This is a genomic window from Afipia sp. GW822-FHT04G07 (assembly GCF_058800765.1).
In genome coordinates, this window is the sequence record NZ_JBXAMP010000001.1 from 1,993,523 (window position 1) to 2,019,724 (window position 26,202).

The 26,202-nt window shown below is 61.7% G+C and carries 34 protein-coding genes; 14 read left to right on the forward strand and 20 right to left on the reverse strand.

Annotation, left to right across the window (positions count from 1 at the left end; genetic code table 11):
* The first annotated feature begins 16 nt into the window (after positions 1-16).
* Positions 17-478 (forward strand): redox-sensitive transcriptional activator SoxR, encoded by a 462-nt coding sequence (gene soxR / locus AC1RKJ_RS09775; RefSeq protein ID WP_492792701.1) that lies wholly within the window; start codon positions 17-19, stop codon positions 476-478.
* A 23-nt stretch (positions 479-501) separates the two neighbouring features.
* Here the strand turns inward: soxR and AC1RKJ_RS09780 are convergent, their stop codons facing one another.
* The 7 genes from AC1RKJ_RS09780 to AC1RKJ_RS09810 form a co-directional block, all read right to left on the reverse strand.
* Entirely contained in the window at positions 502-822 is a 321-nt protein-coding gene (locus AC1RKJ_RS09780; RefSeq protein ID WP_492790860.1) for an MmcQ/YjbR family DNA-binding protein, read from the reverse strand.
* A 13-nt stretch (positions 823-835) separates the two neighbouring features.
* Complete coding sequence (locus tag AC1RKJ_RS09785; protein ID WP_492790861.1) at positions 836-1,375, reverse strand: SRPBCC family protein; 540 nt, start codon at positions 1,373-1,375, stop codon at positions 836-838.
* A 33-nt stretch (positions 1,376-1,408) separates the two neighbouring features.
* Complete coding sequence (locus AC1RKJ_RS09790; protein ID WP_492790862.1) at positions 1,409-1,807, reverse strand: DoxX family protein; 399 nt, start codon at positions 1,805-1,807, stop codon at positions 1,409-1,411.
* 15 nt (positions 1,808-1,822) lie between these two features.
* Positions 1,823-2,350, reverse strand: coding sequence for an SRPBCC family protein (locus AC1RKJ_RS09795; RefSeq protein WP_492790863.1), 528 nt, complete (start codon positions 2,348-2,350; stop codon positions 1,823-1,825).
* A 40-nt stretch (positions 2,351-2,390) separates the two neighbouring features.
* A complete protein-coding gene (locus AC1RKJ_RS09800) occupies positions 2,391-2,828 on the reverse strand; it encodes a VOC family protein (protein WP_492790864.1) in 438 nt (145 codons plus the stop codon).
* A 63-nt stretch (positions 2,829-2,891) separates the two neighbouring features.
* Complete coding sequence (locus AC1RKJ_RS09805; protein ID WP_492790865.1) at positions 2,892-3,284, reverse strand: ArsR/SmtB family transcription factor; 393 nt, start codon at positions 3,282-3,284, stop codon at positions 2,892-2,894.
* Positions 3,285-3,409: 125 nt separating this feature from the next.
* On the reverse strand, positions 3,410-5,968 hold the full coding sequence (locus AC1RKJ_RS09810) for a TIGR02302 family protein (RefSeq protein ID WP_492790866.1): 2,559 nt from the start codon (positions 5,966-5,968) through the stop codon (positions 3,410-3,412).
* A gap of 206 nt (positions 5,969-6,174) precedes the next feature.
* On the opposite strand from AC1RKJ_RS09810, the gene AC1RKJ_RS09815 reads away from it, so the two are divergent.
* Positions 6,175-6,852: a methyltransferase family protein gene (locus AC1RKJ_RS09815; RefSeq protein ID WP_492790867.1), complete on the forward strand. Its 678-nt coding sequence runs from the start codon at positions 6,175-6,177 to the stop codon at positions 6,850-6,852.
* 10 nt (positions 6,853-6,862) lie between these two features.
* Here the strand turns inward: AC1RKJ_RS09815 and lysA are convergent, their stop codons facing one another.
* The 3 genes from lysA to argH form a co-directional block, all read right to left on the reverse strand.
* On the reverse strand, positions 6,863-8,122 hold the full coding sequence (lysA, locus tag AC1RKJ_RS09820; RefSeq protein ID WP_492790868.1) for a diaminopimelate decarboxylase: 1,260 nt from the start codon (positions 8,120-8,122) through the stop codon (positions 6,863-6,865).
* A gap of 7 nt (positions 8,123-8,129) precedes the next feature.
* Positions 8,130-8,411: an LPS translocon maturation chaperone LptM gene (lptM, locus tag AC1RKJ_RS09825; protein ID WP_492790869.1), complete on the reverse strand. Its 282-nt coding sequence runs from the start codon at positions 8,409-8,411 to the stop codon at positions 8,130-8,132.
* Between the two features lie 82 nt (positions 8,412-8,493).
* Positions 8,494-9,891, reverse strand: a complete 1,398-nt coding sequence (gene argH, locus AC1RKJ_RS09830; protein WP_492790870.1) for an argininosuccinate lyase — start codon at positions 9,889-9,891, stop codon at positions 8,494-8,496.
* A gap of 107 nt (positions 9,892-9,998) precedes the next feature.
* Here argH and tlpA point away from each other — a divergent pair, with 107 nt between their 5' ends.
* The 8 genes from tlpA (at position 9,999) to AC1RKJ_RS09870 (ending at position 14,033) form a co-directional block, all read left to right on the forward strand.
* The gene (tlpA, locus tag AC1RKJ_RS09835) at positions 9,999-10,673 is read left to right on the forward strand and encodes a thiol:disulfide interchange protein TlpA (RefSeq protein ID WP_492790871.1); all 675 of its coding nucleotides are present in this window, start codon (positions 9,999-10,001) and stop codon (positions 10,671-10,673) included.
* 60 nt (positions 10,674-10,733) lie between these two features.
* Complete coding sequence (locus AC1RKJ_RS09840) at positions 10,734-11,183, forward strand: ArsR/SmtB family transcription factor (protein ID WP_492790872.1); 450 nt, start codon at positions 10,734-10,736, stop codon at positions 11,181-11,183.
* Positions 11,150-11,497 carry an SRPBCC family protein gene (locus AC1RKJ_RS09845; RefSeq protein WP_492792702.1) on the forward strand — a complete coding sequence of 116 codons (348 nt, stop codon included), beginning with the start codon at positions 11,150-11,152 and terminating at the stop codon, positions 11,495-11,497. The genes AC1RKJ_RS09840 and AC1RKJ_RS09845 overlap by 34 nt, the downstream gene beginning before the upstream one ends.
* A 17-nt stretch (positions 11,498-11,514) precedes the next feature.
* Positions 11,515-12,141 carry a glutathione S-transferase family protein gene (locus AC1RKJ_RS09850; RefSeq protein WP_492790873.1) on the forward strand — a complete coding sequence of 209 codons (627 nt, stop codon included), beginning with the start codon at positions 11,515-11,517 and terminating at the stop codon, positions 12,139-12,141.
* Between the two features lie 49 nt (positions 12,142-12,190).
* A complete protein-coding gene (locus AC1RKJ_RS09855; RefSeq protein WP_492790874.1) occupies positions 12,191-12,550 on the forward strand; it encodes a DUF1428 domain-containing protein in 360 nt (119 codons plus the stop codon).
* Positions 12,551-12,596: 46 nt separating this feature from the next.
* The gene (locus tag AC1RKJ_RS09860) at positions 12,597-13,073 is read left to right on the forward strand and encodes a VOC family protein (protein ID WP_492790875.1); all 477 of its coding nucleotides are present in this window, start codon (positions 12,597-12,599) and stop codon (positions 13,071-13,073) included.
* Positions 13,074-13,212: 139 nt separating this feature from the next.
* Entirely contained in the window at positions 13,213-13,602 is a 390-nt protein-coding gene (locus tag AC1RKJ_RS09865) for a VOC family protein (RefSeq protein WP_492790876.1), read from the forward strand.
* 53 nt (positions 13,603-13,655) lie between these two features.
* Complete coding sequence (locus tag AC1RKJ_RS09870; RefSeq protein ID WP_492790877.1) at positions 13,656-14,033, forward strand: VOC family protein; 378 nt, start codon at positions 13,656-13,658, stop codon at positions 14,031-14,033.
* A gap of 6 nt (positions 14,034-14,039) precedes the next feature.
* On the opposite strand, the gene AC1RKJ_RS09875 is transcribed toward AC1RKJ_RS09870, so the two are convergent.
* From AC1RKJ_RS09875 to AC1RKJ_RS09900, 6 genes are all read right to left on the reverse strand, one after another.
* Positions 14,040-14,225, reverse strand: a complete 186-nt coding sequence (locus AC1RKJ_RS09875; protein ID WP_492790878.1) for a putative motility protein — start codon at positions 14,223-14,225, stop codon at positions 14,040-14,042.
* An 81-nt stretch (positions 14,226-14,306) separates the two neighbouring features.
* Entirely contained in the window at positions 14,307-15,185 is an 879-nt protein-coding gene (locus AC1RKJ_RS09880) for a 3-hydroxybutyryl-CoA dehydrogenase (RefSeq protein ID WP_492790879.1), read from the reverse strand.
* A 162-nt stretch (positions 15,186-15,347) separates the two neighbouring features.
* Positions 15,348-16,283 (reverse strand): electron transfer flavoprotein subunit alpha/FixB family protein, encoded by a 936-nt coding sequence (locus tag AC1RKJ_RS09885; RefSeq protein WP_492790880.1) that lies wholly within the window; start codon positions 16,281-16,283, stop codon positions 15,348-15,350.
* A complete protein-coding gene (locus tag AC1RKJ_RS09890; RefSeq protein ID WP_492790881.1) occupies positions 16,283-17,029 on the reverse strand; it encodes an electron transfer flavoprotein subunit beta/FixA family protein in 747 nt (248 codons plus the stop codon). The genes AC1RKJ_RS09885 and AC1RKJ_RS09890 overlap by 1 nt, the downstream gene beginning before the upstream one ends.
* Positions 17,030-17,161: 132 nt before the next feature.
* Entirely contained in the window at positions 17,162-17,734 is a 573-nt protein-coding gene (locus tag AC1RKJ_RS09895) for a cob(I)yrinic acid a,c-diamide adenosyltransferase (protein WP_492790882.1), read from the reverse strand.
* Between the two features lie 57 nt (positions 17,735-17,791).
* Positions 17,792-17,989, reverse strand: a complete 198-nt coding sequence (locus AC1RKJ_RS09900; protein WP_492790883.1) for a twin transmembrane helix small protein — start codon at positions 17,987-17,989, stop codon at positions 17,792-17,794.
* Between the two features lie 299 nt (positions 17,990-18,288).
* On the opposite strand from AC1RKJ_RS09900, the gene AC1RKJ_RS09905 reads away from it, so the two are divergent.
* Positions 18,289-19,173: a YihY/virulence factor BrkB family protein gene (locus tag AC1RKJ_RS09905; RefSeq protein ID WP_492790884.1), complete on the forward strand. Its 885-nt coding sequence runs from the start codon at positions 18,289-18,291 to the stop codon at positions 19,171-19,173.
* On the opposite strand, the gene AC1RKJ_RS09910 is transcribed toward AC1RKJ_RS09905, so the two are convergent.
* Together AC1RKJ_RS09910 and gluQRS are read right to left on the reverse strand one after the other, a co-directional pair.
* Complete coding sequence (locus tag AC1RKJ_RS09910) at positions 19,124-20,374, reverse strand: ATP-binding protein (RefSeq protein ID WP_492790885.1); 1,251 nt, start codon at positions 20,372-20,374, stop codon at positions 19,124-19,126. The two genes, AC1RKJ_RS09905 and AC1RKJ_RS09910, sit on opposite strands and share 50 nt — an antisense overlap.
* Before the next feature lie 66 nt (positions 20,375-20,440).
* Positions 20,441-21,319, reverse strand: a complete 879-nt coding sequence (gene gluQRS / locus AC1RKJ_RS09915; protein ID WP_492790886.1) for a tRNA glutamyl-Q(34) synthetase GluQRS — start codon at positions 21,317-21,319, stop codon at positions 20,441-20,443.
* Between the two features lie 87 nt (positions 21,320-21,406).
* Between gluQRS and AC1RKJ_RS09920 the strand changes: the two genes are divergently transcribed.
* The 3 genes from AC1RKJ_RS09920 (at position 21,407) to AC1RKJ_RS09930 (ending at position 23,982) form a co-directional block, all read left to right on the forward strand.
* On the forward strand, positions 21,407-22,219 hold the full coding sequence (locus AC1RKJ_RS09920; protein ID WP_492790887.1) for a DNA-3-methyladenine glycosylase family protein: 813 nt from the start codon (positions 21,407-21,409) through the stop codon (positions 22,217-22,219).
* The gene (locus tag AC1RKJ_RS09925; RefSeq protein ID WP_492792703.1) at positions 22,216-23,307 is read left to right on the forward strand and encodes a DUF2855 family protein; all 1,092 of its coding nucleotides are present in this window, start codon (positions 22,216-22,218) and stop codon (positions 23,305-23,307) included. The genes AC1RKJ_RS09920 and AC1RKJ_RS09925 overlap by 4 nt, the downstream gene beginning before the upstream one ends.
* Before the next feature lie 117 nt (positions 23,308-23,424).
* Positions 23,425-23,982 (forward strand): HNH endonuclease, encoded by a 558-nt coding sequence (locus tag AC1RKJ_RS09930; protein ID WP_019199958.1) that lies wholly within the window; start codon positions 23,425-23,427, stop codon positions 23,980-23,982.
* Positions 23,983-24,016: 34 nt separating this feature from the next.
* On the opposite strand, the gene ssuD is transcribed toward AC1RKJ_RS09930, so the two are convergent.
* Together ssuD and AC1RKJ_RS09940 are read right to left on the reverse strand one after the other, a co-directional pair.
* A complete protein-coding gene (gene ssuD, locus AC1RKJ_RS09935) occupies positions 24,017-25,150 on the reverse strand; it encodes an FMNH2-dependent alkanesulfonate monooxygenase (protein ID WP_492790888.1) in 1,134 nt (377 codons plus the stop codon).
* Between the two features lie 7 nt (positions 25,151-25,157).
* Positions 25,158-26,129, reverse strand: a complete 972-nt coding sequence (locus tag AC1RKJ_RS09940) for a sulfonate ABC transporter substrate-binding protein (RefSeq protein WP_492790889.1) — start codon at positions 26,127-26,129, stop codon at positions 25,158-25,160.
* Between the last annotated feature and the right edge of the window lie 73 nt (positions 26,130-26,202).

Below are 26,202 nucleotides of genomic sequence, written 5' to 3' on the forward strand. Positions count from 1 at the left end.
TTGAGGTCAAGCCATGATGAAGCACGAGAAATTGACGGGAATTGCACGAGAACTGAGCGTCGGCGAGGTCGCAGAACGCTGCGGGGTCGCCGTCTCTGCTCTCCATTTCTATGAGTCGAAGGGGCTGATTGCGAGTTCGCGAAACCGTGGCAACCAGCGCCGCTATCCGCGAGCGGTCCTGCGCCGTGTCGCCGTCATCAAGGTGGCGCAGAGCACCGGGTTGCCGCTCGCGACGATCCGCGATGCCCTTGCATCGCTGCCTGACGGACACGTCCCGACCGCCAAGGATTGGACCAGGCTCTCGGCGAAGTGGCGTGCCGACCTCGACGATCGGATCGCCAAGCTGACCCGCTTGCGCGATCAGCTGAATGGTTGCATCGGATGCGGATGCTTGTCGATGAAGACATGCCCTCTGTGCAATCCTGGGGATCGGCTTTCGACGCAGGGCACCGGAGCAAGACTGCTCGATCCGTCCTAGCAGCCAGCGACCGTCACCACTTGTCACGTCCGCTTTTTCGGTAGCGCATGTTGCCATGCCGTTTCCAATGCATTCCTGAGTTCAGCGACGCCGAGCGCCGCAAAACTGAGTGTCGTCCATCCCTGCTTGCCCCAGGCATTCGGGACCGGGGCGAATGCGTTTGGCGCAAGCAGGCATTTGAATTCCTGCTCTTCCGGTGAGAGCTTGAGATTGGCAGTGCGGCCATCGGCAGCGAGCGTCACGTAAATCCGCGCCACCTTGAACGCCGCACGGTCAAAATGCGGCGCCTCTGTTGTGCCTTCCAGCGAAAGCGCGATACGCCGCAGATCGCGAGCGGTTGCCATGGCAGATCACCAATCAAACCGGTTTCTCGGCAACGGCCTTCATGCTGGTCAGTCCCTGCACGAACTGATCGCCGCACATCCGGTCGATGTTCATGAACAGGTGCATGATCTTCGCCATGAAGGGCGCCGGACCGTGCATCGCCCAGGTGACGTTCGTCGCGCAGCCCTGCGGGCGCATCGTGAACTCGGCGAAATTGTGAGCCTCGAACGGACTGAAGAAATCCAGCTTGATGACGATCTTTGACGGTGGCGTCGTCTCAAGAATCTCCATGCGGCCTTGGCCGACGTTCTTGTTGCCGGTCCACTCATATACCGACCCCTTGCCGCTCGGTGCGCCGCTGAAGGTCCGCTGCATCGCGGGGTCAAGGTTCTCATAGGGCGACCATGAACCCCAATGCCTGTAGTCGTTGATCAGCGGAAAGATTTTATCCGCCGGTGCATTGATGTCGATCGACCGTTCAACGCGAAACGTGTCGGGGCGCAGCGCCGCGAGAATGAGAACGATTGCGATAACAACAGCGAGAGCAATCGCGATGTACATCAGAATGGTCATGCCTTACTCCACTTGCCGGAATGTGATCGATAATCATCGTCGCCAGGGAAAGATCAGGCGCAAGCGCTCGTCCCGCAGATAGAGACCGCCCCAGATCATGACCCCGAGATAGACGCCGAACAGCGTATGGCTGAACAGCGGGCTGCCGGCGCGGACATGCACGTAGATTGCGCCGCCGAGGTAACCGGTCAGCAGGATTGCACCGAGTACCGAGGTGCGCGGCCATGCATAAAGCACCGTGCCGATCAGCGTCAGCACGCCGAGCATGACCGCGAGATCGGTCGGGATGCCAAGCTGACGGGACGTCTCGATGACGATATCGAGCGGGATCAGTTTGATAGCGCCGTCGAACAACAGAAACACGATCACCAGACCGCTAAGGATGCGGCCAGTCCACAGCGCAACCGGCGAAATCGGAATGAGTTCATCCATGATACTCTCCGGGATTCAGGCGCGCAGCGACGAGAGGTAGGCCGCAAGCTGATCCCACGTCCCGCCGAAGCCCTGAGTCATGCTGTCGAAGTTGCCCTCGAACGTCGCGCGCTCTTCGTCCGTCGCGTTCAGCGCGACCACGCGATTGACCAGCAGGGTTTTGCTGCCCTGATCTATAAAAGTCGCTGTCCCCAGCATTTCAACCGGCCATGTCGGCGCCATCGGATGACGGGTCAGGCCTGCATTCTTGTCGGAAAACGAACTGATGAAGACCAGCCGCTCGGGCTTTACGATTTCGCGGAACACCCACTTGCCCCACATCTCGCTGCCGTCCGGCCCCTGCATACCGTAGTGGAAAGTGCCGCCCGGCTTGAGGTCGAGATTGCCGACGATCATCTTGAAGCCCTTTGGGCCCCACCACTTCATCAAATGGTCCCGCTCCGTGAAAGCCTGCCAGACCAGATCGCGCGGTGCGTCGAACACGCGCTCGATGACGAATTCCTTGCTGAAGACTTCCGCAACGGCGGATTGAACTGAGGCCATTTCTTTTCTCCGACGGATTTCCGCTGACAACTCGTGATGATCAGGCGGCTACGGGCGGTTGCGGATGCGCGAGGCTCCAGCCGTGGCCGAACGGATCACGCACCTGCGCGTAACGTGCGCCCCAGAATGCGTCCCACGGTTCGAGGATCGATGTCGCGCCGGCGGCTATGGCGCGCTTGTAGGCTTCGTCACAGTTCGGAACTTCGAGGTGAATGAGAAACGTCGAACCGCCGAGCTTGCCGGGAGATTCGGTTTTGCCGTCGCCGTGGTTACAATACTCCGGGAAGTAATCCATCAGATACACGGCGGCGCCGTTGATCATCATCTGTGCGTGCATCAGGCGCTTGCCGTCTTCCGCGGGCATCCGCAGCGTTTCGATCGCGCCGAACGCCTTGCTGTAGAACGCGAGCGCATCGACGGCGCCGTCCACCACGATATGCGGGACAAGCGGGGGAAGCTGGGCTGGCTGGTCGGTCATGGATAAACTCCTCACTGGCTGATGGTGATGGGATTTCTGACATTCGCTGCCGTAAACGGGTCTCTATTTTTTGAGCGGCGCGCGCGGAGATTTGCGCTTCGCGGTCTTGCGTCGCTTCGCGGGTGTTTCCTGCTTCTCCGTGGCCTGCAATTCGCCGAGATATTCCTCGAGACGGTCGAGCCCCGCCTCCCAGAAGCGGCGATATTCTTCAAGCCAGTCGTCAACTTCCTTGAGCGCGGCGGGTTCGATCCTGCACGGCCGCCACTGCGCCGCGCGGCCCCGCGTCACCAGCCCGGCATGTTCCAGCACCTTGAGATGCTTGGAGACCGCCGGAAGGCTCATCTCGAACGGCTCGGCAAGTTCGGTCACCGACGTCTCGCCCAGCACCAGCCGCGCAAGAATGGCACGGCGGGTGGGGTCGGCAAGCGCCGCGAATTTGCTGCTGAGGGGGTCCATCGGCATCTTCATATAACCAATCGGTTAAATAACCTTCTGGTTAAATACAAGCGTCTCCGCGACCTGTCAAGCGATCCATTTTGAAAATCTGGTTCGGTTTGGAACCGGACCGACCGGCCCGAAGCTCAGTAGTCCTTGAGCAGGCGCTCGATGTAATCGAGCTCGATCTGCGGCCGCGCCGGGTCCGCGAGGCGACGGCGCAGTTCTTCCAGAATTCGCCGCACGCGCTGCACATCGATCTCGCCGGGAATCTTCACCGTGAGATCGTCGCTCCATTCACGGCCGCTGAGTGGCCGTCCCAGCGGATCGGTGGTGTTGCCGCTGTTCTGCTGGCGGCCTGCGCGGTTGCCCGGACCGCCGTCCTGCCCCTCGCCGGGCTGCATCGACTGCGCGAGATTCTGCGCGCCCTTGCGCAGAGCTTCCAGCGCTCTCCCTTGTGAATCCACGGCGCTGTCGGCGTTGCCCTGCCCAAGCTGATTGCCCGCATCGCCCATCGCAGAATCCGCGTCGCCAAGCGAGTCACCGCCGTCCTGCTGGCCGTCCTGCCCCTGACCGGGCTGCTGACCCTGCCCCGGCTGCCCCTTCTCGCCGCGCTGGCCCGGCATCATGCCGTTCTTCTTCATGTCATCGAGCAGCTTGCTCAGCCGGTCGCGCAGCGCCTGCTGGTCCTGACGCAGGCCGTCCATTGCATTCTGGTCGCCCTGCTCGCCGCGGCTGCGGTCACGCCGGGAATCCTGTCCCTGCTTGAAGGTCTTGTCGCGCAGTTGCTGCTGCTTGCGGATCATGTCGCCGAGTTCGTTCAGCGCCTGCTCCATGTCGCCATCGCCCTGGCCGGGCTGCGCCATCTGCAGGTTTTCCAGCATCTGCTGCATCTGATCGAGCAACGCGCGCGCCGCGTCCTTGTCGCCGGAGCGCGACAGCCGCTCCATGCGGTCGATCATGTTCTTGAGGTCCTGCTGACGCATGACCTTGGTGTTCGGATCGAGCGGCCGCGCCAGTTGCTGTGGATTGTTGCGCAACTGTTCGGCAAGCTGACGCATGAAGTTGTCCAGCGCCGCACGCAGGTTGTCCGTGAGTTTCCTGATCTCCTCGTCGCTGGCGCCGCGCTCCAGTGCATCCTTCAGCGCATCCTGGGCGGCCCGCAGCGCCTTCTCGACATCGCTGATGTTGCCGTCCTCGATCGCGACCGCGAGCGCCCACAGATTGTCAACGGTTTCGCGCATCGATTCACGCGATTTGGCGCGGCCAAGTTGGGCCGCGATGCTGCGCATGCCGAGATAATATCCAAGCTCCGGCGTAAACGCCTCGGGCGCGATCGTCAGCGCCTCAAGGGCGATCAGCACCAGCGGCTTCTGGTTGGCGTCAAGCGCAAGGTTGCGGCGCTGCTCGATCAAAGCGCGCGCCAACGGCTTTGCGAACAGCCGCTCCGGCATCCGCATGTCGAACGGCTCGCTGCGGCCCTCGTTGCCGGCCTCATCCTTCGCCGTGAGCGTCAGCGTGACATCGGCCCCGGCATAGGGATTTTCGCTGAGGTCCTTCACCGTCTGGCCGACGCCGTTACGCGTCCTTGCGTTCGGCAGCCCGAGCGTGATCGACGGCGGATCGTATAGCGGCTGCGGCGTGGCGGCATCCGGCTTGCCGCTGGAGCGAGGCGCGAACTGCGCCTGCGCTTCGGTCACGCCGTAATCGTCTTCGAGCTTGTAGGAGAGCAGCAGCGCACCCTTCGCCTGCCGTTCGGGATCCTTGGCAAGCGAAATCGACGGCGCGCGGTCGGGCATCGCCTTGAAAGTCCATTGCGGCTGCCCCGACGGCGAGCGCACATGCGCGGTGCCGTCACTGGCAATGGTAAAGCGCCGCTCGTTGGTGCCCTGCGGCGCATTCTCCGTGACGGGAATTTCCGTCACGCCGCCACCGGCAGAGACATCGAGCCTGCCGCCGCTGGAGCGGACGATCAACGTGCTTCCCGCAGGCACGGAAACGGGCCCGGCGTCGGACGGCGGCGTGTCCTTGTTGGTGGAGGCCGACAGAATGACCGGCGGACGGCTCGTGTAAGGCGGCGGCGTCACCCACGCATCGACGCGAACGTTGGCTGCGGAAAACGCGCCGTTCCAGTCGAACGCCGCGACCACCCGCGCAAATCGGTCGTTGCCGGCGGCGACAAAGGTCGCGACCATCAGTACGACGACCAGCGCACGAAACGCCCATGGATCGTGGAGCGCCAGACGCGGGGACGGCAACCCAGCGCGGATGCGCTTGATCGACGCCAGCGTCCGCACGCGCTGCTCCTGCCATAGCGCCTGCGTGAGCGGGTCCTGCGATTTCAGCGTATCGGTCAGCGCGGTGGCGGGGCGATGCGGGATGCCGGTGCCGCGGTCGAGCCGGCGCAACGCGTCATCACGGGATGGCCAGCGAAAGCGAATCGCGGGAACAAGCGCTGCCACAGCAAACGCCGCAAACACGGTAAATGCGACGATGCGTACCGCGAAGGGGAATGCGACCCAGAGTCCGGCCCACGACGCGGCCAGGAAGAGGCCGACGACCGTCAAAAGCCGCGCGAGATGCGGCCAGCCGCGTTCCCATGCAACCGCAAGCCGCGCGCGCTGCAAGGCCTGCGCAAGCTGAAGCCGCCGCGCCGATTCAGGATCGCGCGGACGCTCGGTTGGGTCTGGGATCGGTCCGCTCAACAGGCTCTCCAGATTTGCGATAGCGCAGCGTATCACAGCGGCGGCAATGAGGCATGGCCTCAACGCGCATACCCACATGCAAAGGTCCTGCCGCCCCCATGTTGGGGTGTCACGAAAGCGTGACAGACAAAGCCCGACCGTCGGTCTTGGAGGCATCCGCCTTGGGGCTAATTGAGAGGCGCGCAAAACGAAGCTGGAAGATCATCATGACGGCCAATGCACAGAAAGCCATGACCGGCTTGCTCAAGGCGATGATCGTTCTCGCGGTTCTGTTGTTTGTACCCGCCTGGACACTGCGTTTCCGGGAAGGCTGGGTTTATCTCACAATCATGGCGGCCTGTTCCGCCGCCATCATCCTGTATCTCGCGAGACATGATGACGCACTGATCGGACGGCGGCTCAAGGCAGGGCCAGTGGCGGAAAAGGAAAAAAGCCAGAAGATCATTCAGGCCCTGACGTCGGTCTTTGGCATTATCCTCTATCTGGTGCCGGGCTTCGATGCGCGCTGGCATTGGTCGCATATTCCGATGGCATTGGTTGTCATCGGCCAGATCGGCGTCGCGCTCGGATTCTTCATCACGTTTCTGGTGTTTCGCGAGAACACCTATGCCTCGAGCATTATCGAGGTGACCAAGGACCAGAAGGTCGTCTCAAGCGGGCCCTATGCGATTGTCCGGCACCCGATGTATGCCGGCGTGGTGCTGCTGTTTCTCGCAACGCCGCTGGCGCTCAATTCCTGGTGGGCGTTCATTCCGGCGATCGCCTTGAGCGCAATGATCGCGGTTCGCCTGATCGATGAAGAAAAATTTCTCGGCGCCAGACTGTCCGGCTATGACGACTATTGCCGGGATGTCCGTTATCGGCTGGTCCCGGGTATCTGGTAATATTGGGTGACTATAACCAGGGCGCCGTGCGGTCCATCGCGATCAGCGCATCGGCATCGATGCGCGGCCGCACCACCGCATACTGTCCATCCTTGACCAGCACTTCCGGCACCAGCGCACGGGTGTTGTAGCTGCCGGACTGCACCGCGCCGTAAGCGCCCGCGGTCATGATCGCAATCAGATCGCCCCGCTTCGGTTCGGCCATCCTGCGATCGAGCGCGAGATAGTCGCCGGTCTCGCAGACCGGACCGACCACATCGGCGGTGAAATCGCGCGCGGTATTCTCGTTCACCGGCAGGATGTCGTGATGCGCCTCGTACAGCGTCGGACGGATCAGATCGTTCATGGCGGCGTCGATGATGACGAAGTTCTTCGCATCGCCATGCTTCACATAGATCACGCGGCTCACGAGAATTCCGGCATTGCCGACGATCATGCGGCCCGGCTCGAACATCAGTGTTGCGTCAAGACCCTTGGTCACGCGCTTCACCATCGCCGCATAGGCGGCCGGTTCCGGCGGATTAGGCAGATCGTGCTCATACGGAATGCCGAGGCCGCCGCCAAAATCCACATGCGCGATGGCGTGGCCGTCAGCGCGCAGCGTGCCGACAAACTCCACCAGCAGCTTGAACGCGTCCTCCATCGGGCCGAGATCGGTGATCTGGCTGCCGATGTGCATGTCGACGCCGGTGACCTTGATGCCGGGCAGCTTCGCGGCGTGCGCGTAGACCGCGCGGGCGCGGCTCAACGGAATCCCGAACTTGTTTTCGGACTTTCCGGTCGAGATTTTCGCATGTGTCCTGGCGTCGACATCCGGATTGATGCGTACCGAAATACGCGCGGTGCGGCCCGTCTCGCGCGCGAGATTAGACAGCAATTCGAGTTCGGGTTCGGACTCGACATTGATGCACAGAATGTCTTCGGAGAGCGCCTGACGTAGCTCGGCCTCGGTCTTGCCGACTCCGGAGAACAGAATTTTTTCCGGCGGGATGCCGGCGGCCCGCGCGCGCTTCAGTTCGCCACCGGACACGACATCGGCGCCGGCGCCGAGTTTCGCCAGCGTGCGCAGCACGGACTGATTGGAATTTGCCTTCATCGCGTAGCATACGAGGGTCCGCACACCGGCAAAGGCTTCCGCGAAAACGCGGTAATGCCGCTCGAGGGTCGCGGTGGAGTAACAATAGAAAGGCGTCCCGACCTCGTCGGCGAGGCTGGCCAAGCTCACATCTTCGGCGTGCAGCACGCCGTTGCGATACTGGAAATGATTCATGGCGGGATCAGTCCAGGATCGCGTCGAGCGGAATGCGCTTTTTCTGACCCTTGGGAGCAACCGCGATGCTGCTGCTGCCCGGCGGGCGATAAACTTGGCTTTGCAAGTTCGACGCAGAGTTTTGCTCGGCGATTTCCGCCGCGGTCGCGCCGTTCTGTTGCTGCTCGGCGACGGCACCTGGCGGAAGGTCGAGGCCTGCCTTGCGGCCGCATCCTGCGAGCAGACATGCAGCGGCGATCAGCCCGATGGCCGTTAGTTTTGAGAGCGAAGGAATGGAGCGAGAAGCCACGGGTCAGTCCTTGAATTTGCGCGTCACCATACAAAGAAGGTGTCGCTCTGGCGAGGCCCGGAAATGATGAAAATTTCTGGCTTCAACCCAAATTTTGCTCTTTTTCCAGCCGCTTGAGCCATTCCTTTGCCTGCGCGCGGACGTTGGCGGGGGCCGTGCCGCCGTAACTGGTACGGCTTTCCACCGATGCCTGCACGGACAGGACTTCCAGCGCCTCGGCGGTGATCTTCGGCTCGACCGCCTGCATCTCGGACAATGGCACCTTGTGCAGCGCCAGTCCCTGTTCCGACGCTTTCGCGACGATACGGCCGGTGACGTGATGCGCATCGCGGAACGGCATCTTCAGTGTGCGGACCAGCCAATCGGCAAGATCCGTTGCGGTAGCATAGCCCTCGCCCGCCGCGACTTTCATCCGCGCTTCTTCCGGCACCAGATCGAGCGTCATCCCGGTCATCGCGCGAATCGCAAGAGACAGCGCTTCGAACGCCTCCATCGCGCCCTGCTTGTCTTCCTGCATGTCCTTTTGGTAGGCGAGCGGAAGTCCCTTCATCACGATCAGCAACGCCGTCAGCGACCCGATGATGCGGCCGGTCTTGGCGCGCACCAGTTCGGCGGCATCGGGATTTCTCTTTTGCGGCATGATCGACGAGCCGGTAGTGAACTTGTCGGACAGCCGCACCAGCCCCACCAATGGCGAGGTCCAGATCACGATTTCCTCGGCGAAGCGCGACAGATGCACAGCCGCGATCGACGCCGCCGACAGCGTCTCGAGCACGAAGTCGCGGTCGGATACCGCATCGAGCGAATTTGCCATCGGCCGGTCGAAACCGAGCGCGCTTGCGGTGGCGTGACGATCGATCGGAAACGAGGTGCCTGCCAGCGCGGCCGCGCCAAGCGGACTTTCGTTCAGCCGCTTGCGGGCGTCCGCGAACCGGCCGCGATCGCGCGCCGCCATTTCGGCGTAGGCCAGCAGATGGTGACCGAACGTCACCGGCTGCGCGGTCTGCAAATGCGTGAAGCCCGGCATGACCGTATCGGCATGTTCGATGGCGCGATCGACCAGCGCGCGCTGAAAAGCCGCAAGCGCCCTGTCGATGTTGTCGATAACGTCGCGCACATAAAGCCGGAAGTCGGTGGCGACCTGATCGTTACGCGAACGCGCCGTGTGCAGGCGGCCCGCCGCCGGCCCGATCAACTCACCGAGACGGCTCTCGACGTTCATATGGATGTCTTCGAGCGCGCGCTTGAAGGTAAAGGTGCCCTTGCCGATTTCTGACAAAATCGTGTCTAGACCGCCCGTGATGTTTTTTGCATCGTTTGCCGTAATGATGCCTTGAGCGGCAAGCATGGCTGCATGCGCCTTGGACGCCGCAATGTCCTGGGCGTAAAGGTGCTGATCGACGTCGATCGAGACGTTGATTTCCTCCATGATCGCATCGGGGCTTTCCCCGAAACGGCCGCCCCACATCTTGTTGCTCATATCTTGTTACTCACGCGCTCATCTTCATTAGGGTTGCCCGCCAACCGCTTCGCAAATTGCCACTCGCCACCATCGCAGCAGACCAGTCCCGGAGTATGACAAGCAAAATGCCTGACGCCGTCCAGCAACAACCCGGCCAATCTCGGAAGCCCTTCCGCCGCATCCCCATGGTCGCGGCAGCCATCCTTATAGGCGCTGGGATCGGATATGTCGGGGTATACGGGATCGGTGGGTTAACAGGCAATCCGTCTGGCGATCCGGAGTGCCGTCCGGCTGTCGATCTGGCCAGGAAAATCGCCCCCTTGGCGCGTGGCGAGGTCGCGGCATTAACCATGGCTCAGAGCGCGCTGCGCGTACCGGACCTCGCCTTCGATGACGCCGAGGGCAAGCCGCGCAAGCTGTCGGAGTGGCGCGGGCGCACGGTGCTTGTGAATCTGTGGGCCACCTGGTGCGTGCCATGCCGGAAAGAGATGCCGGCGCTCGACAGCCTGCAAGGCAAATTGGGCGGACCGAACTTCGAGGTGGTCGCGATCAACATCGACACCCGCGATCTCGACAAGCCGAAAAACTTTCTCAAGGACGCATCTCTCACCCGTCTCGGCTATTTTGCCGATTCGAAAGCCAAGGTGTTTCAGGAATTGAAATCCGTCGGCCGCGCACTGGGAATGCCGACCTCCGTTCTGGTCGATGGCGCCGGTTGCGAAATCGCCACCCTCGCCGGCCCCGCCGAATGGTCGAGCGACGATGCGGTGAAACTCATCAAGGCCGCCTCAGGGCAATAAGTCGCAGTTCCCTGGAATCCGCCTCTTGACCTCCTCGTGCACGCGCCTATACTTAACCATATGGTTTACTATTCAACTGACCGCCTGAACCGAGTTTTTGCCGCCGTCGCTGACCCGACGCGGCGCGCGCTGCTGGCGGAACTGGAAGGACGCGAGAGCATCACGATCAGCGAACTGGCGAAACCGTTCGATATGTCGCTGCCCGCGGTCATGAAGCATCTCGACGTGCTCTCGGACGCGGGGCTGATCACCAAGACCAAAACAGGCCGCACAGTCACGTGCCGCCTGACGGCGGCCCCGATGGAGCAGGCAATGGAATGGCTCAGCCGCTATCAGCGATTCTGGACCGCGCAACTCGATCGTCTCGCCGCTTTTGTGGAGAAGGATTCATGCTCACCCAGCCAAGCCTCACCCTCGCCCGACGACTCAACGCGCCCGCCGCAAGAGTCTTCGAAGCGTGGACAGACCCCAAAAAAATCGTCCAGTGGTTCGGACCCGGACACACAGTAGGCGACAGCGTCAAGGCGGACATGGATGTGCGCGTCGGCGGGCACTTCCGCATCAGCTTCAAGACCGACGACGGCGAATATCACGAGGTCGGCGGCAAGTATCTCGAAGTGTCGCCGCCGCAGCGGCTTGTCTTTAGCTGGGCGTGGCATTCGACGCCGGAGCGCGTGTCGCAGGTCACCGTGGTGCTGCGCGCCGAGGGCGACATCACGCTGCTGACGCTCACCCACGACAAGTTCTTCAACGAAGAGGCCCGCGACGGTCACGTCCGCGGCTGGACTGGAACGCTCGACAAGCTCGAGCAGCTGTTTGCGTAAGTGCGGAGGAAATCGACATGAAGCTGTTTTATTCCGAAACGCTGAATCCCCGGAAGGCCTGCGCCGTCGCCAAGTACCTGAACTCGCCCGTCGAGTTTGTTTATGTCGATCTGGCGAAGTCGGAGAACAGGACATCGCAGTTTCTCGGCATCAATCCCAACGGCAAGGTTCCCGTCCTGCAGGACGGCGAGACGAAGCTGTGGGAAGCGAATGCCATCATGTGCCATCTCGCGCGCGTGGCGGGTTCGGATATCTGGCCCGACGACCAGCGGCAGATCGAAGTGATGCGCTGGTTGAGTTGGGACGCCAGCCATTTCACGCGCTTCGCCGGAACGCTTTACTTTCAGAATCTCGTCAAGCCGCAGCTCGGTTTCGGCGAACCCGATGCCGCCGCCGTGCAGGAAGCCGAAAAATGGGTCCGGCAACACGGTTCGGTGCTCAATAACCATTTACGGGGCCGCGACTATCTCGTCGGCGATGCCATCACACTCGCCGACTTCGCGGTCGCCGCGACGTTGCCCTATGCGGAGAAGGCGAAGATTCCGATCGGTGAATTTCCCGAGATCACGCGCTGGCACGCACGGCTCAACGAACTGCCGGCGTGGCGCGACCCGTTCCCGGGCCACCACGCCAAAGCCGCCTGATTCACCGCCGGTAACCGGCATAAACCTCGAAGCCACCAGGGAGTTCGAAATGCAGTACGTCGATGGATTTGTTTTGCCCGTCCCGAAAAGGAAGCTGAAAGCCTATACGGCCATGGCCAAGCTCGCCTGCAAGGTCTGGCTCGATCACGGCGCGCTGGATTATCGCGAGTGTGTCGCCGAGGACGTCAAGCCCGGAAAGGTAACGTCGTTTCCGCAGAGCGTGAAGCTGAAGACCGGCGAGACCGTGGTGTTTGCCTGGATCACCTACAAGTCGCGCAAACACCGTGACGCTGTGATGGCCAAGGTGATGAAGGATCCGCGCCTCGCAAACATGATGGACCCGAAGAAAATGCCCTTCGATGCCAAGCGCATGTTTTTCGGCGGTTTCGACACCATCGTCACGGCGTAGGCCGCGCCCCGCGCCAACCATTTCTGATCGAGCAAGGAGCACGAGAATGCAGAAATTCACCACATGTCTCTGGTTTGACGACCAGGCCGAAGAAGCCGTGAAGTTCTACACGTCGGTTTTCAAGAATTCGAAGGTTGGAAACATTGCCCGCTATGGAAAAAACATGCCCGGAAAAGAGGGAACGGTCATGACCGCCGAGTTTGAACTCAACGGTCAGAACTTTCTCGCACTCAATGGCGGCCCACATTTCAAATTTACGCCGGCGACATCGTTCATCGTCAACTGCCAGACCCAGGATGAAGTCGATGAGTTCTGGGAGAAACTTTCAGAAGGCGGCAACATCCAACAATGCGGCTGGCTGACCGACAAGTTCGGTTTGTCGTGGCAGATCGTTCCCACCGCTCTGAGCGAGATGATGAAAACCGGCACGCCTGCGCAGTCGCAGAGAGTGATGGAAGCCGTCATGAAGATGATCAAGCTCGACGTCAAAACCCTGAAGCAGGCTTATGAGCAGGCGGCCTAACTCTGCCTCGCGCTGCGAGTTCCCGGGACGGAATGACGCCGACGTCATCCCGAATCGGGAACTCGCAACCAATCTCTACACCCGCGCGTTTCATGTCGCGTGGATGCAGGCTGAAACCATGATGCAAAGGAGTGCAGTCATGTTGAAGGCAAGCGAAGCGTTCAGTGGGTTCTCGACCAACGATCTCGGGAAAGCCAAGGAGTTTTACGGCCGTACCCTGGGACTTGAAGTTTCCGAGGAACACGGCCTCCTGACCCTGCACCTCGGCGGCGGCGCCGATGTCCTGATCTATCCAAAGCCCCATCATTCGCCAGCCACGTTCACCGTCCTCAACTTCCCTGTCGAGGACGTCGACAAAACGGTGGATGAACTCGGCAAACGCGGCGTACGTTTCGAGATTTATGACGAACCGGGCTTCAAGACCGACGCGAAGGGTATTTCCCGCGGTAACGGCGGTCCCACCATCGCCTGGTTCAAGGACCCCGCCGGCAACATCCTGTCCGTGCTCGACGTGAACGGAGCGATGTAAACGCTGCCCTTTGCGGCGCGACAAAACACGACGCATCAACGAAGGACGCGACCATGACATCCCACGGCCATTTTCACTGGAACGAGTTGATGACGCCCGATCCGGAGCGCGCGAAACAATTCTACCAGAAGACCATCGGCTGGACATTCGAGGGGATGCCGATGGATGACGGCGCGACCTATTGGGTCGCTTACGCTGACGGCGAAATGGCCGCTGGAATCTTCCCGACCAACCGCCCCGCGTTTGAAGGCGTTCCGGAAGGCTGGATGTCTTATCTGGCGGTCGATGATGTCGATGCGCGGGTGAAGGCGGCGGTCGCAGCCGGCGCGCAACTGATGCGGCCGATCTTCGACGTGCCGCATGTGGGACGCATTGCGATCCTGACCGAGCCCGGCGGCGCCGGTATCGGATGGATCACGCCAACCGCGTGATACGCGTCAGACTGAAATGTCGAGATTGCCGCCGACGCCCGGCGCGTTGTTTGCCGCCGGTGCGGGCTGAAGCAATTGCAGGACCGATTTCTGGGAATCGATATTCTGCTTCAGGACGCTGGTCGCGATCTGTTGCTGGGTGCTGGCGGCCTGCATGGCCATCATGCTGCTGACGATACTCATCATATCCATGGAAAACGCACCCGCTCTAACCGACGTGGCGGGAAACTAGCCGACAACGGTTAACGAATGCTGGACAGGCCGCGCGGGGCGCTATCGCGTCGGAATTGGCTTGTCGCCGCGGTAATCATAGAACCCGCGCTGCGATTTGCGGCCGAGCCAGCCAGCCTCGACATACTTCACCAGCAGCGGGCATGGGCGATATTTCGAATCCGCCAGCCCTTCGTGCAACACCTGCATGATCGACAGACAAGTATCGAGACCGATGAAATCGGCAAGCTCCAGCGGACCCATCGGGTGATGTGCGCCGAGTTTCATGGCTGCATCGATTGCCTCGACGTTGCCCACGCCTTCATACAGCGTGTAGATCGCCTCGTTGATCATCGGCAGCAGGATGCGGTTGACGATGAAGGCCGGGAAATCCTCCGAGACTGCAATCTGCTTGCCCATCCTGGTGACGAACTCACGCGCGGCGTCGAACGTCGCGTCGTCGGTGGCAATGCCGCGGATCAGCTCAACCAGTTCCATTACAGGAACGGGGTTCATGAAGTGGATGCCGATGAACTTCTCGGGCCGGTCCGTCGAGGCAGCAAGCCGGGTGATCGAGATCGACGACGTGTTGGACGCAATGATGGCTTCGGGCCGCAGAACCGCGCAAACGTCGTGGAAAATCTTGCGCTTGACATCTTCCTTCTCGACCGCGGTTTCGATCACAAGATCGCAGGCGGCCAGGCCATCGAGACTGTCGGACGAGGTGATTTTGGCGAGCGCGTGTTTATGCGCGTCCTCGGTGATGGTCTTCTTGGCGACCTGACGCGACAGGTTGCCATTGATGGTGGCCATCGCGGACTTGAGGCGGTCGGCGGATACATCATTAAGGACGACGTCGAAGCCAGCGAGCGCGGCAACATGCGCGATGCCGTTGCCCATCTGACCCGACCCAATCACACCAACCGTCTTGATCGCTGCCATTCTCTTCCGGTCTCTGTGTCTTCGCTCGCGTTATCCGAGGCGGCAACAGCTTGCCGCGCCGTCCTTTATATTACGTGAAATACCGGCAGGCGTTTCAAAATTCCCGCCGGATCTCATCAGCAGCATACCACGGCCCCGGCGCATGGCGCGCCGGGAATCCTCTTAGAGCGCCGCGGTCAGTTCAGGGACGGCCTGATAGAGATCGGCGACCAGGCCGAAATCCGCGACCTGGAAGATCGGCGCGTCCTCGTCCTTGTTGATCGCAACGATCACCTTGGAGTCCTTCATGCCGGCCAGATGCTGGATCGCGCCGGAAATGCCGATGGCGATGTACAGTTCAGGCGCGACCACCTTGCCGGTCTGGCCCACCTGCCAGTCGTTCGGTGCGTAGCCGGCGTCCACGGCGGCGCGTGATGCACCGACGCCGGCGCCCAGCTTGTCCGCGAGCGGTTCGATGTACTTGGCGAAGTTCTCGCGGCTCTGCATGGCGCGGCCACCAGAGACGATGATCTTGGCCGACGTCAGTTCGGGACGATCGCTCTTGGCGACTTCCTCACCGACGAAGCTCGACAGCGCCGGATCGGCTGCGGCGGTTGCGTTCTCGACCGAAGCGCTGCCGCCCTCGCCCACCGCGCCGAATGTCGAGGTGCGAACCGTGATGACTTTCTTGGCATCTTTCGACTTCACGGTCTGGATCGCGTTACCAGCATAGATCGGCCGCTCGAACATGTCGGGCGAAACCACCTTGATGATTTCGGAAATCTGCATCACGTCGAGCAGGGCTGCGACGCGCGGCATCACGTTCTTGAAGCGCGAGGTCGCGGGCGCGACGAAGGCGTCATACGACCCGCCAAGCGAGACGATCAGCGCAGCCAGCGGCTCGGCCAGATCGTGTTCATAGATCGCGTTTTCCGCGAGCAGGACTTTCGTGACGCCCTTCAGTTTCGCGGCCGCTTCGGCGGCACCCTTGGTGCCTCCGCCGCCGCCAGCCACAAGAACGTGGACCTCGGCGCCGAGGGCTGCTGCCGCGGTCAGAGCCTTGTTGGTGGAATCCTTGAGGGTGGCGTGGTCGTGTTCGGCAATCAGCAACGTGGCCATCAGAGCGCCCCCGCTTCCTTGAGTTTCGATACCAGTTCGGCGACGTCCTTGACCTTAACGCCAGCCTTGCGGCCCGGCGGTTCAGATGTCTTGAGAACTTCGAGACGCGGTGAGAGATCGACACCGAAGCTGTCGGCAGCCTTCTCGTCGATCGGCTTCTTCTTCGCCTTCATGATGTTCGGAAGGCTCGCGTAGCGCGGCTCGTTCAGGCGAAGATCGGTGGTGACGATCGCCGGTCCCTTGACCTTGACGGTCTGCAAACCGCCGTCGACTTCGCGCGTCACGTTGAAGTCCGATCCATCGACTTCCAGCTTGGATGCGAATGTGGCCTGCGACCAGCCGAGCAACGCCGCCAGCATCTGGCCGGTCTGGTTGCTGTCGTCGTCGATGGCCTGCTTGCCGAGAATGACGAGGCCCGGCTTTTCTTCGTCCACGATAGCCTTGAGAATCTTGGCGACACCGAGCGGCTCGATGGTGCTGTCGGTCTTCACGAGGATGCCGCGATCCGCACCCATGGCGAGGCCGGTCCGGATAGTCTCCGACGCCTGCGCGGGCCCGATCGAAACCACCACAACCTCGGTCGCCTTGCCGGCCTCTTTCAGGCGCAGGGCTTCCTCGACGGCGATTTCGTCGAACGGATTCATCGACATCTTGACGTTGGCGAGCTCGACGCCCGTCCCGTCGCTCTTGACGCGAATTTTGACGTTGTAGTCAATGACGCGCTTAACCGGCACCAGAACCTTCATCGGTTCCCTTTCGTCCTGAAATGGTTGATCACATCCACTCTAAAGCGGTTGGCGGCGGAACCTAAAGGTCCCGCCAATCCGGGTCAACGCGCGAAAGCTGGAATTCAAGGAAGGTATACCTAATATCAGCGCTCAGCGGTTTTGGCCGGGCACCCAGAGCACGTCGCCGGCCCCGTTGTCATTGACCGCACGGCTGGCCACGAACAGGAAATCCGACAGCCGGTTGAGATACTGGACGGCGGCGTCGCTCACGGGCTCGTTCGGCTGGGATGCCAGTTCCACAACCATTCGTTCCGCCCGGCGGCAGACGGTCCGGGCTAGATGAAGATGCGCGGCGGCCGGCGTTCCGCCAGGCAAAACAAACGAGCTGAGCGGCGCGAGGTTTGCGTTGAGCGCGTCGATGTCCTGCTCAAGGCGCTCGACCTGCGTCCCCAGCACGCGCAACCGCTCGGCCTTGCCGTCACGCTGCGGCACGGCGAGATCGGCACCGAGATCGAACAGGTCGTTTTGAATGCGTCCGAGCATGGCGTCGATGTCAGGCGCCTGCGCCAGATGAAGCCGGACGACCCCGATGGCGGCATTGGTCTCGTCAACGGTTCCGTAGGCGCTGACGCGAAGATCGTATTTCGGGCGGCGCTCGCCGCTGCCGAGCGCCGTGGTGCCGTCGTCGCCGGTGCGGGTGTAAATCCGATTGAGAATGACCATCGCGTCGATCCGTTATGACAACAAGGTGGTGATTGAAATCCGGTCGGCCCTCGTCAGTCAGCTTTTCCCGAGTACCCAGACCGCGAGCATCGCGATCACGATGGCAATGAACTGGAACAGCACGCGCAGGCGCATCAGGCGCTGCGACGTATTGGGAGAACCTCCGCGCATCATGTTGAACAGGCCGAGAAACAGCACGATGGTAACCGCGGCCAGGGCGATGGGGAGAGCAATGCTTGAGAGAAAGGATGACATAAGGGCTACATAACACCGGCTGCGGCATCGCGCCATTGCTTGAGGGAAACAGAGGGAAAGAACCCTTTCCGTCTTCAACCGTACATGACTTTAGGGGGCTGGTGATCCGGTTCTGACATTCGTATCATAATCGTGGCGGGCACTTTTACGAATGTCAAAACCAAAGGATCACCAGAATCATGGCTTGCTAGTGTCCTTTCGTATCCGACGTTCGCTCGGAAGCTGCTACGGAGTGAAGCGAACATCGGATACGGGACACTAGCGCGGTAAATCATGGGTGTGATGGAACAGGGTGAAACGTGAGGCTGCTTCGCAACGCCTTCAATATCGCGCTCGATGCGTTCTACACCTTTCTGGCCGATGACGGCTGGGCGATCGCCAGCCACATCGCGCTGTCGGCGCTGATGGCGCTGTTTCCCTTCCTGATCGTGATTACGTCGCTTGCCGGCTTTTTCGGCTCGAAGGATCTCGCGGACCAGGCGGCCGAACTGATGCTGGATGCCTGGCCGTCGCAGGTGGCCAGCGCTCTGTCCGGCGAAATCCATAACGTGCTGACACAATCGCACGGCGGTGTTCTCACCATCGGCGTCGCGCTGGCGATCTATTTCGCATCGAATGGCGTAGAGAGCCTGCGCGTCGGACTTAACCGCGCCTATGGCGTCGTCGAACCGCGGCGCTGGTACTGGCTGCGGCTGGAATCGATCGGCTACACCATGGTCGCCGCGGTGACGTCTCTCGCCATGGCGTTCCTGATCGTGCTCGGACCGCTGATCCTCGCCGCTGCACGGCGCTATGTGCCGCTGCGGGTCGAGCCGAACGAAGACCTTCTCAACGTCCTGCGGTACGGCCTGACCATCGTCGCGCTGATCGTCGCGCTGGTCATCCTGCACAAATGGCTACCGGCCGGCACGCGCAAGATGCGCGAGATTATGCCGGGCATCGTCGTGACGATGGTCGCGTCGCTGGTTTCCGGCATCGTGTTCGGAAAATATCTCGAACGCTTTGCCAGCAACTACGTCACGACCTATGCCGGCCTCGCATCGGTGATGATTGCGCTGGTGTTCCTGTATTTCATCGCCGCGATTTTCATCTACGGCGGCGAGCTCAATGCCTCCATCGTCAAGGCGCAAAAATCTAGCGCTTTGCCGCCTGAAGCAGAGCCGTCGCCAGCGCGCGTGGGCTGACGGGCTTGGTCAGGAACGCATCGGCGCCGGCGGCGCGCGAGGCCTGCTCGTCCTCTGCGCGGCCCGACACGCCGATGATGGTGATGCGCCCTTGCGTGCCTTCAAGCGCCCGAACACGCCGGATCGCCTCGATGCCGTCGATACCCGGCAACACCATGTCCATCAGCACCGCATCGAAGTCGCCTTGCGCGATACGCTCCGGCGCCGCCTCGCCGCGTCCGATGAATTCGGTCTGATGGCCGAGTTCGGTGAGAATGGCATTGAGCACGACGCGGCCGAACGGATTGTCCTCGATACTCAGGATACGAAGGCTCTGCGCCGAATGCAGCGGCGTGTCGGCCCCAGGGACCGTCGCCAGTCCCTTGGCGCGCTTGAGCGCCACGGTCAGCGTGAACGTCATTCCGCCACCGCGCCGCTGGGTCGCAACGATATCGCCTCCCATCGCGCGCGCAAGCTGCTTGACCGACGACAGCCCGAGGCCCGCGCCGCCGAAGCGGGAGGCAATGCTGACATTGGCCTGCGAGAACGGCTTGAACAGCCGCCTGATCTCCGCCAGCGAGAGGCCGATGCCGCTGTCGGACACCGCGAACGCGACGCCGAGTCGGCCCGCCGGCCCGGACACGGCGGACACACTCAGTGCGACCTTGCCCTGCGGTGTGAATTTCACGGCATTGTCGATCAGGTTTTCGAGCGCCGCTCGCAGACGCACGGGATCGCCGATCACAAAGGCCGGTAGTTTCGTGGCGATGTCGACCTGCGACTGCAGGCCCTTCGCCGCGGCCCGGCCGGCCATCGAATCCCCGATGGCCCGCGCCAGCGCCTGAAGGTCGAAAAAGTCCTGACGGACTGCGAGCCCGGTGCTGCCGCTGCGAGCGGCATCGACGAACAGCGTGGCGAGCGCGGCCAGATGCTCCGCGCCGACCTTGATGGTATCAACCCAGCGCCGTTCGCGCTCGCCCAGCTCCGAGGTCGCGAGCAGCGAGCTGATCGCCAGAATGCCGGTCAGCGGCGTGCGGACTTCATGGGCGAAAGCGGCAAGCGCAGCTTCGACGATCCGGGCCTCGGACGGCGGACGCTTTGCGCGGGACGGACTACGTGGTCGCTTCACGATCTTTTTCGGCACGCGCTTTTTCGGCGCCGGCCTTTTGGCCGCGCGTTCCGATCCCGTTTTCCGGCGTTTTGCAGGCGATTTCGCCGCCATGATTCCCCGACCCATCCCCGCATCAACATGGCATGTCAGGGCATCGAGAGTCACGCCACTACGGATTTAAGGCAGGTTAATACCGACAAGACGCCGCACGTCGGCCGGCGTCATCCCGCCGGCCCGCAGTTCGCGGAGCGCTGTCGAACGGGTCGATTTCGACAGCTTTTGCCCGGCCTCGTCCAGCACAAGGGCATGATGACGGTAAAGGGGTTGAGGCAGGCCGAGCAATTCCTGAAGCAGGCGATGCACGCCGGTCGCCCAGAACAGGTCCTGCCCGCGGACCACATGGGTCACGCCCTGCAAGGCATCATCAATCGCAACCGACAGGTGATAGCTCGTCGGCGTATCCTTGCGGGCCAGGATGACATCGCCCCATTGTTCGGGCCGCGCCGGCACCTCGCCACTCTCACCCCGCGGCCCGGCACCCTGCTCTGCCCACGACAACCTGCCCGCGCGCGCGATCGCCGCAGCCATGTCGAGCCGCAGCGCATAGGGCGCGCCAGAGGATAATTTCTGGTCGCGCTCCGCATCCGGCAATTGCTTGCCAATCCCCGGGTAGACCGGAGCGCCATCGGGATCGCGCAGCCACGCGCCGGTCCGGTCCTGCTCCGCGACCAGCCGGGCAATCTCCGCGCGGCTCTCGAACGCCGGATACAGCAGTTTACCGCGCGCAAGACGATCGACGGCTTCACCGTAGAGCGCGAGATGTTCGGACTGCCGCCGCACCGGCTGTTCCCACACGATGCCGAGCCATGCGAGATCATCGTAGATCGCTTGCTCATAGTCCGGCCGGCAGCGAGCCGCGTCGATGTCCTCGATGCGCAACAGCAGCCGCCCGCCGCCTTGCTGCGCCAGATCGAAATTCAGCAACGCCGAACGCGCATGTCCGAGATGGAGAAATCCGTTCGGGCTCGGGGCAAATCGGAAAACGGGTGGCGGCATGGTTCGACTTTGCTCGACGCGCTGTTATTGTCCTGATCTGACGTTCGCTTCATTCGCAGCGCCTGACACGGAACACGCGTGAAATTAATGACAGTCCACCTCAACACGCAAGCCGACCTTGAAGACGCGATCCACGCGCTGGTGCGTTTAGATCCAAGGCTCGGGCCTGTTCTCGATGCCGCCGGGATGCCGACGCTGCGGCGGCGTGAGCCGGGCTTCGCGGGACTGGCAGCCATCGTGTGCGGCCAGCAACTATCGACCAAGGCCGCCGCCGCGATCTGGGGCCGCGTCAGCACGTCGTTCGATCCTTTCCATCACGACGCACTCAAAAGCGCGCGCGCCGACAGGCTTGGGCGTCTCGGCCTGTCCGCGGCGAAAATCAAGTCGCTGAAATTCATCGCGCGCGAGTTAAGCGCGGAGCGGCTCAATCTCGAGGTGCTGGCTGAAGAAGACGCGGATGCCGCGCACGCGACATTGACAAAGCTGCACGGCATCGGCCCGTGGACCGCCGACATCTATCTTCTGTTTTGCCTTGGCCACGGCGACGCGTGGCCTGCAGGCGATCTTGCGATCCAGGAAGCCATGCGGATCGGCCTCGGACTGAAATCGCGGCCGACAGTGAAGGAAATGCAGCCGCTGGCGGAGCCATGGCGGCCATTGCGGGGCGCGGCCGCGCATTTGTGGTGGTCGTACTATCACGCCGTCAAGAAACGCGAAGGCGTGATCGCAGGAACATCAAAGCCGCCGACGAACGCGGCAAAGAAAAAGGCATCGAAACCGAAACCCGTTTCAAACACCAAACCCGTTTTAAACAAATCCCGCGTCGCAAAAGCGTCAGCCAATACGGCGAAGAATGCGCTACGAAAGAAAGCAGCGACAAAATCGGGAGCTCGCAAATGACATCGTCCACTCAGTTCATTGTGGATCGCAACGATCTTGCAAAATTCAAGGTGATCGAAACGCCGTTGCCGAGCGTGATGCAACTGCCGGAAGACGGCCTGCTGGTGAAAGTCGATCGCTTTGCATTCACTGCGAACAACATCACCTACGCAATGCTCGGCGATCAGATGAAATACTGGCACCTGTTTCCGGCGCCCGATGGGTTCGGCAACATTCCTGTGTGGGGATTTGGGCGGGTGATCGAGTCGCGCCATCCGGATATCGCCAAAGGAGAAGTGTTGTTCGGTTACCTGCCGATGGCGACCCATCTGGTGATCGAAGCCGCCGACGTGAAGAAAACGAGTTTTCGCGACGCCGCCGCGCATCGCCAGAGCGTGTCGCCGGTCTACAACGCCTATTCGCGCGTCACTGGTCACCCGGCCTTTGAAGGCCGCGAGGGCGATTATCAGGCGCTGCTGCGGCCGCTGTTCATGCTCTCGTTCATGGTGGACGACTTCCTCGCCGACCAGGATTTCTTCGGCGCGAAAAGCGTGATCCTCTCCAGCGCATCAAGCAAGACGGCGTTCGGCCTCGCGTGGCTGTTGCATACCCACCGCAAGCCCGTGCGGGTGATCGGCCTGACCTCGGCCGGGAACCTGGGTTTCGTCACATCGCTCGGCTGCTACGACGAGGTCGTGACTTACGACAAGATCGAATCGATGCCGGACCAACCCGTCGCGTTTGTGGACATGGCAGGCAACCCGGATCTGCGCACCCGGCTGCACAGGCATTTCGGAGACCGGATGGTTTACAGCGGGCGGGTCGGCCTCACCCATCAGGATGCGGCGCCCGACGACGACACCCTGCCCGGCGCCAGGCCGACATGGTTCTTCGCGCCGGACCAGATCCGCAAGCGCGCCAAGGAATGGGGGCCGGGAGGAGTCGATCAACGATTCGGCGCGGTCTGGTCTGCCTTCACGGCGGCGATGGGACCGAAGCTGGAGGTGGTGGAAAGCCGGGGTTCCGACTCCGTCCAGCGAATCTACCTGGATACGCTGAAAGGCCGCGTAAAACCGGCCCAGGCTCACATGCTCTCCATGGGTGACTGAGGCGAAACGGACACCATCAGGTGAGCGGAAACGCTCTTCACAATCCCGTCACGCTGCCTGTAGTATGTCATCCCAAGCTGCTTCGCAGCCAATTGGGGTTGGGGCCAGGAGCGTTACTTGAACGCACATGTGTCACAAGGCGGTTGGCCGGTGTTGGTGTTGAACGCGGACTTCCGGCCGCTGAGCTATTATCCGCTGTCACTGTGGTCGTGGCAGGATGCCGTCAAGGCGGTGTTCCTCGACCGCGTCAATATTGTTGCCAATTACGATCACGCAGTTCACAGCCCGACATTCGAGATGCAGCTTCCGAGCGTGGTCTCGCTCAAGTCGTTCGTGAAGCCGACGACGCATCCCGCTTTCACACGGTTCAACGTCTTCCTGCGCGACCGGTTCTCCTGCCAGTACTGCACCTCGCAGGATGACCTGACCTTCGATCACATCATCCCGCGCTCCCGCGGCGGCCAGACCACCTGGGAAAACGTCGTCGCCGCGTGCTCCCCGTGCAACCTGCGCAAGGGCAACATGACGATGGCGCAGGCGCGGATGCATCCGCGCCAGATGCCATTCGCGCCGACCGTCCACCAGCTTCATCGCAACGGCCGGTTGTTTCCGCCGAACTACCTGCACGAGAGCTGGCTCGACTATCTCTACTGGGACACCGAACTCGATCCGTAGCCGGTCCTGCGCCTCGTCTTCATCCCGGATGCCGCTACTTTGCCGGTGCCGATACCAAAGCATCGCCCATGGCACCCATGATCGAATAGCGGCTGCGCGTTGATTGCTGCTGGACAGGCAACAATGGGAACACCAGTTCCGCGAACCGGTGCGCTTCCTCGAGATGCGGCAGCCCCGACAGAATGAAATATTCGATCCCGAGATCGGCGTATTCTCGTAAGCGCTCCGCGACATTCTCGGGGCTTCCCACAAGCGCCGTGCCGATCCCGCCCCGCACGAGGCCGAATCCTGCCCACAGGTTCGGGCCAACACGCAGTCGTCGGCGATCACCCTGGTGCAATTCGTTCATGCGGCGTTGCCCCTCCGAATCAAATCGCCGCAGCGTGTTCTGAGCCGCAGCGATCGTGTCGTCGGTGACATGGTCGAGCAGCTTGTCGGCCGCCGCCCATGCCTCATCTTCGGTTTCCCTCACAATTGTCTGCAGCCGGATGCCGAAACGCACCGTGCGCCCCAGAGCGTTCGCGCGCCGGCGCATGTCGGCGATCTTCTCCCTGACAGCCTCCAGCGGCTCACCCCAGGTCAGATAGACGTCGATATGCTCCGCAATGAACGCGTGACCGGCGGATGACGAGCCACCGGCCCACAGCGGAGGAAATTTTTCGACAGGCTCACGCTCGGGAAACAGATAAAGCTGTGCGCCTTCGACCCGGACATGCTTGCCCTGAAAGTCGACACGCTCGCCTTGCTGGAGGCGTCGCCAAACCTCCAAGAACTCTGCGCCCAGTTCATAACGCTCATCGTGCCTAGCGAAGACGCCGTCTCCACCAAGTTCTTCAGGATCGCCTCCGACCACGACATTCAGCAGCAGCCGTCCATCCGACAGACGATTGATGGTGTTCGCCATGCGCGCTGCGACCGTGGGCGAAATCGTCCCCGGCCGCAGCGCCACGAGGAATTGCAGGTGTGTCGTAACCTGCGCCAGCGCAGCGGCGACACTCCATCCGTCCTCACAACTCCGGCCGGATGGGATCAGCACCCCGCGATAGCCAAGATCGTCACACGCCTCCGATATCTGCCGCAGATAGGAGAACGTCACAGGGCGCGAGCCGATGTCCGTTCCGAGATAGCGGCCGTCCCCAAATGTCGGCAGAAACCAGAAGATGTTCATGACGGCTTTAAAATCCCGCGGCCGGAACGGCCTCCTTGATGAGGATAGGCTTCGGGATCAGACCTTCTTTCAGGAAGGTATCCGCAAGGCGCTGCTGACTGGCGGCAATTTCGGCACTCAGCGGCTTCACGCCATAGCCCATGCGCCCCAAGGCGAGCGACACAGCCTCCTCTTTGATCCCGGTCGACTGAGTGAGCGTTTTGATGACAGGCTTCAGGTCGGCCAGCGCCTGCTGGTCGATCTTCGCGATCTCCTCGAGGATGATCTTCACCAGCGCCGGGTGCTTTTCGGCAATCGCACGCGTTGCGAGATAGAACTGATAGTTCGCCACATCCGCATATGTGCCGTCCGCGATGACGCGAACCTTCAGATCGGTCTGCACAGCGGCGAGGAACGGGTCCCAAACGGCCCAGGCATCGATCTTGCCCGACTCAAACGCGGGCCGCGCATCGGCCGGAAACAACCATGACCATTCTACATCCTTCGATGAGAGACCGGCCTTGGAAAGCGTCTGCAACGACAGGTAGTGGACATTGCCGCCCTTGCTCGACGCAATCCGTTTCCCCTTCAGGTCGGCCGCAGAGCGGATCGGCGAATCGTCCTTCACAATGATCGCCTCGCCGGCCGGTGCCGGGGGCTCCACACCCACATAGACAAAATTTGCGCCGGCAGCCTGAGCCACAATCGGTGGCGCGTCGCCGGTGCTGCCGAAATCGACCGCGCCGACATTCAACGCTTCGAGCAGTTTTACGCCGCCTTGAAACTCAGACCACGTCACTTTGATGCCGTTCGCACTCAGACGTTTTTCAAGCTCACCATTGGCCTTGAGTAGCACCAGCGTTCCATATTTCTGATAGCCGATACGCAGTTCGGTAAGCTCACTTGCATGAGACGGACTTGCCGCCGTTCCGAGAAAGGCCGCCAGCACCGTTGCACCGGCCAAGGCAGCGCGACGGATCGAAGAAAAGGAAAACGACATCGCGAACATTGCTCCATGATGTGCGACGAGATCCGAGATCAGGTCGTCGCGTGACAGCAGGCGTTGTCCCACA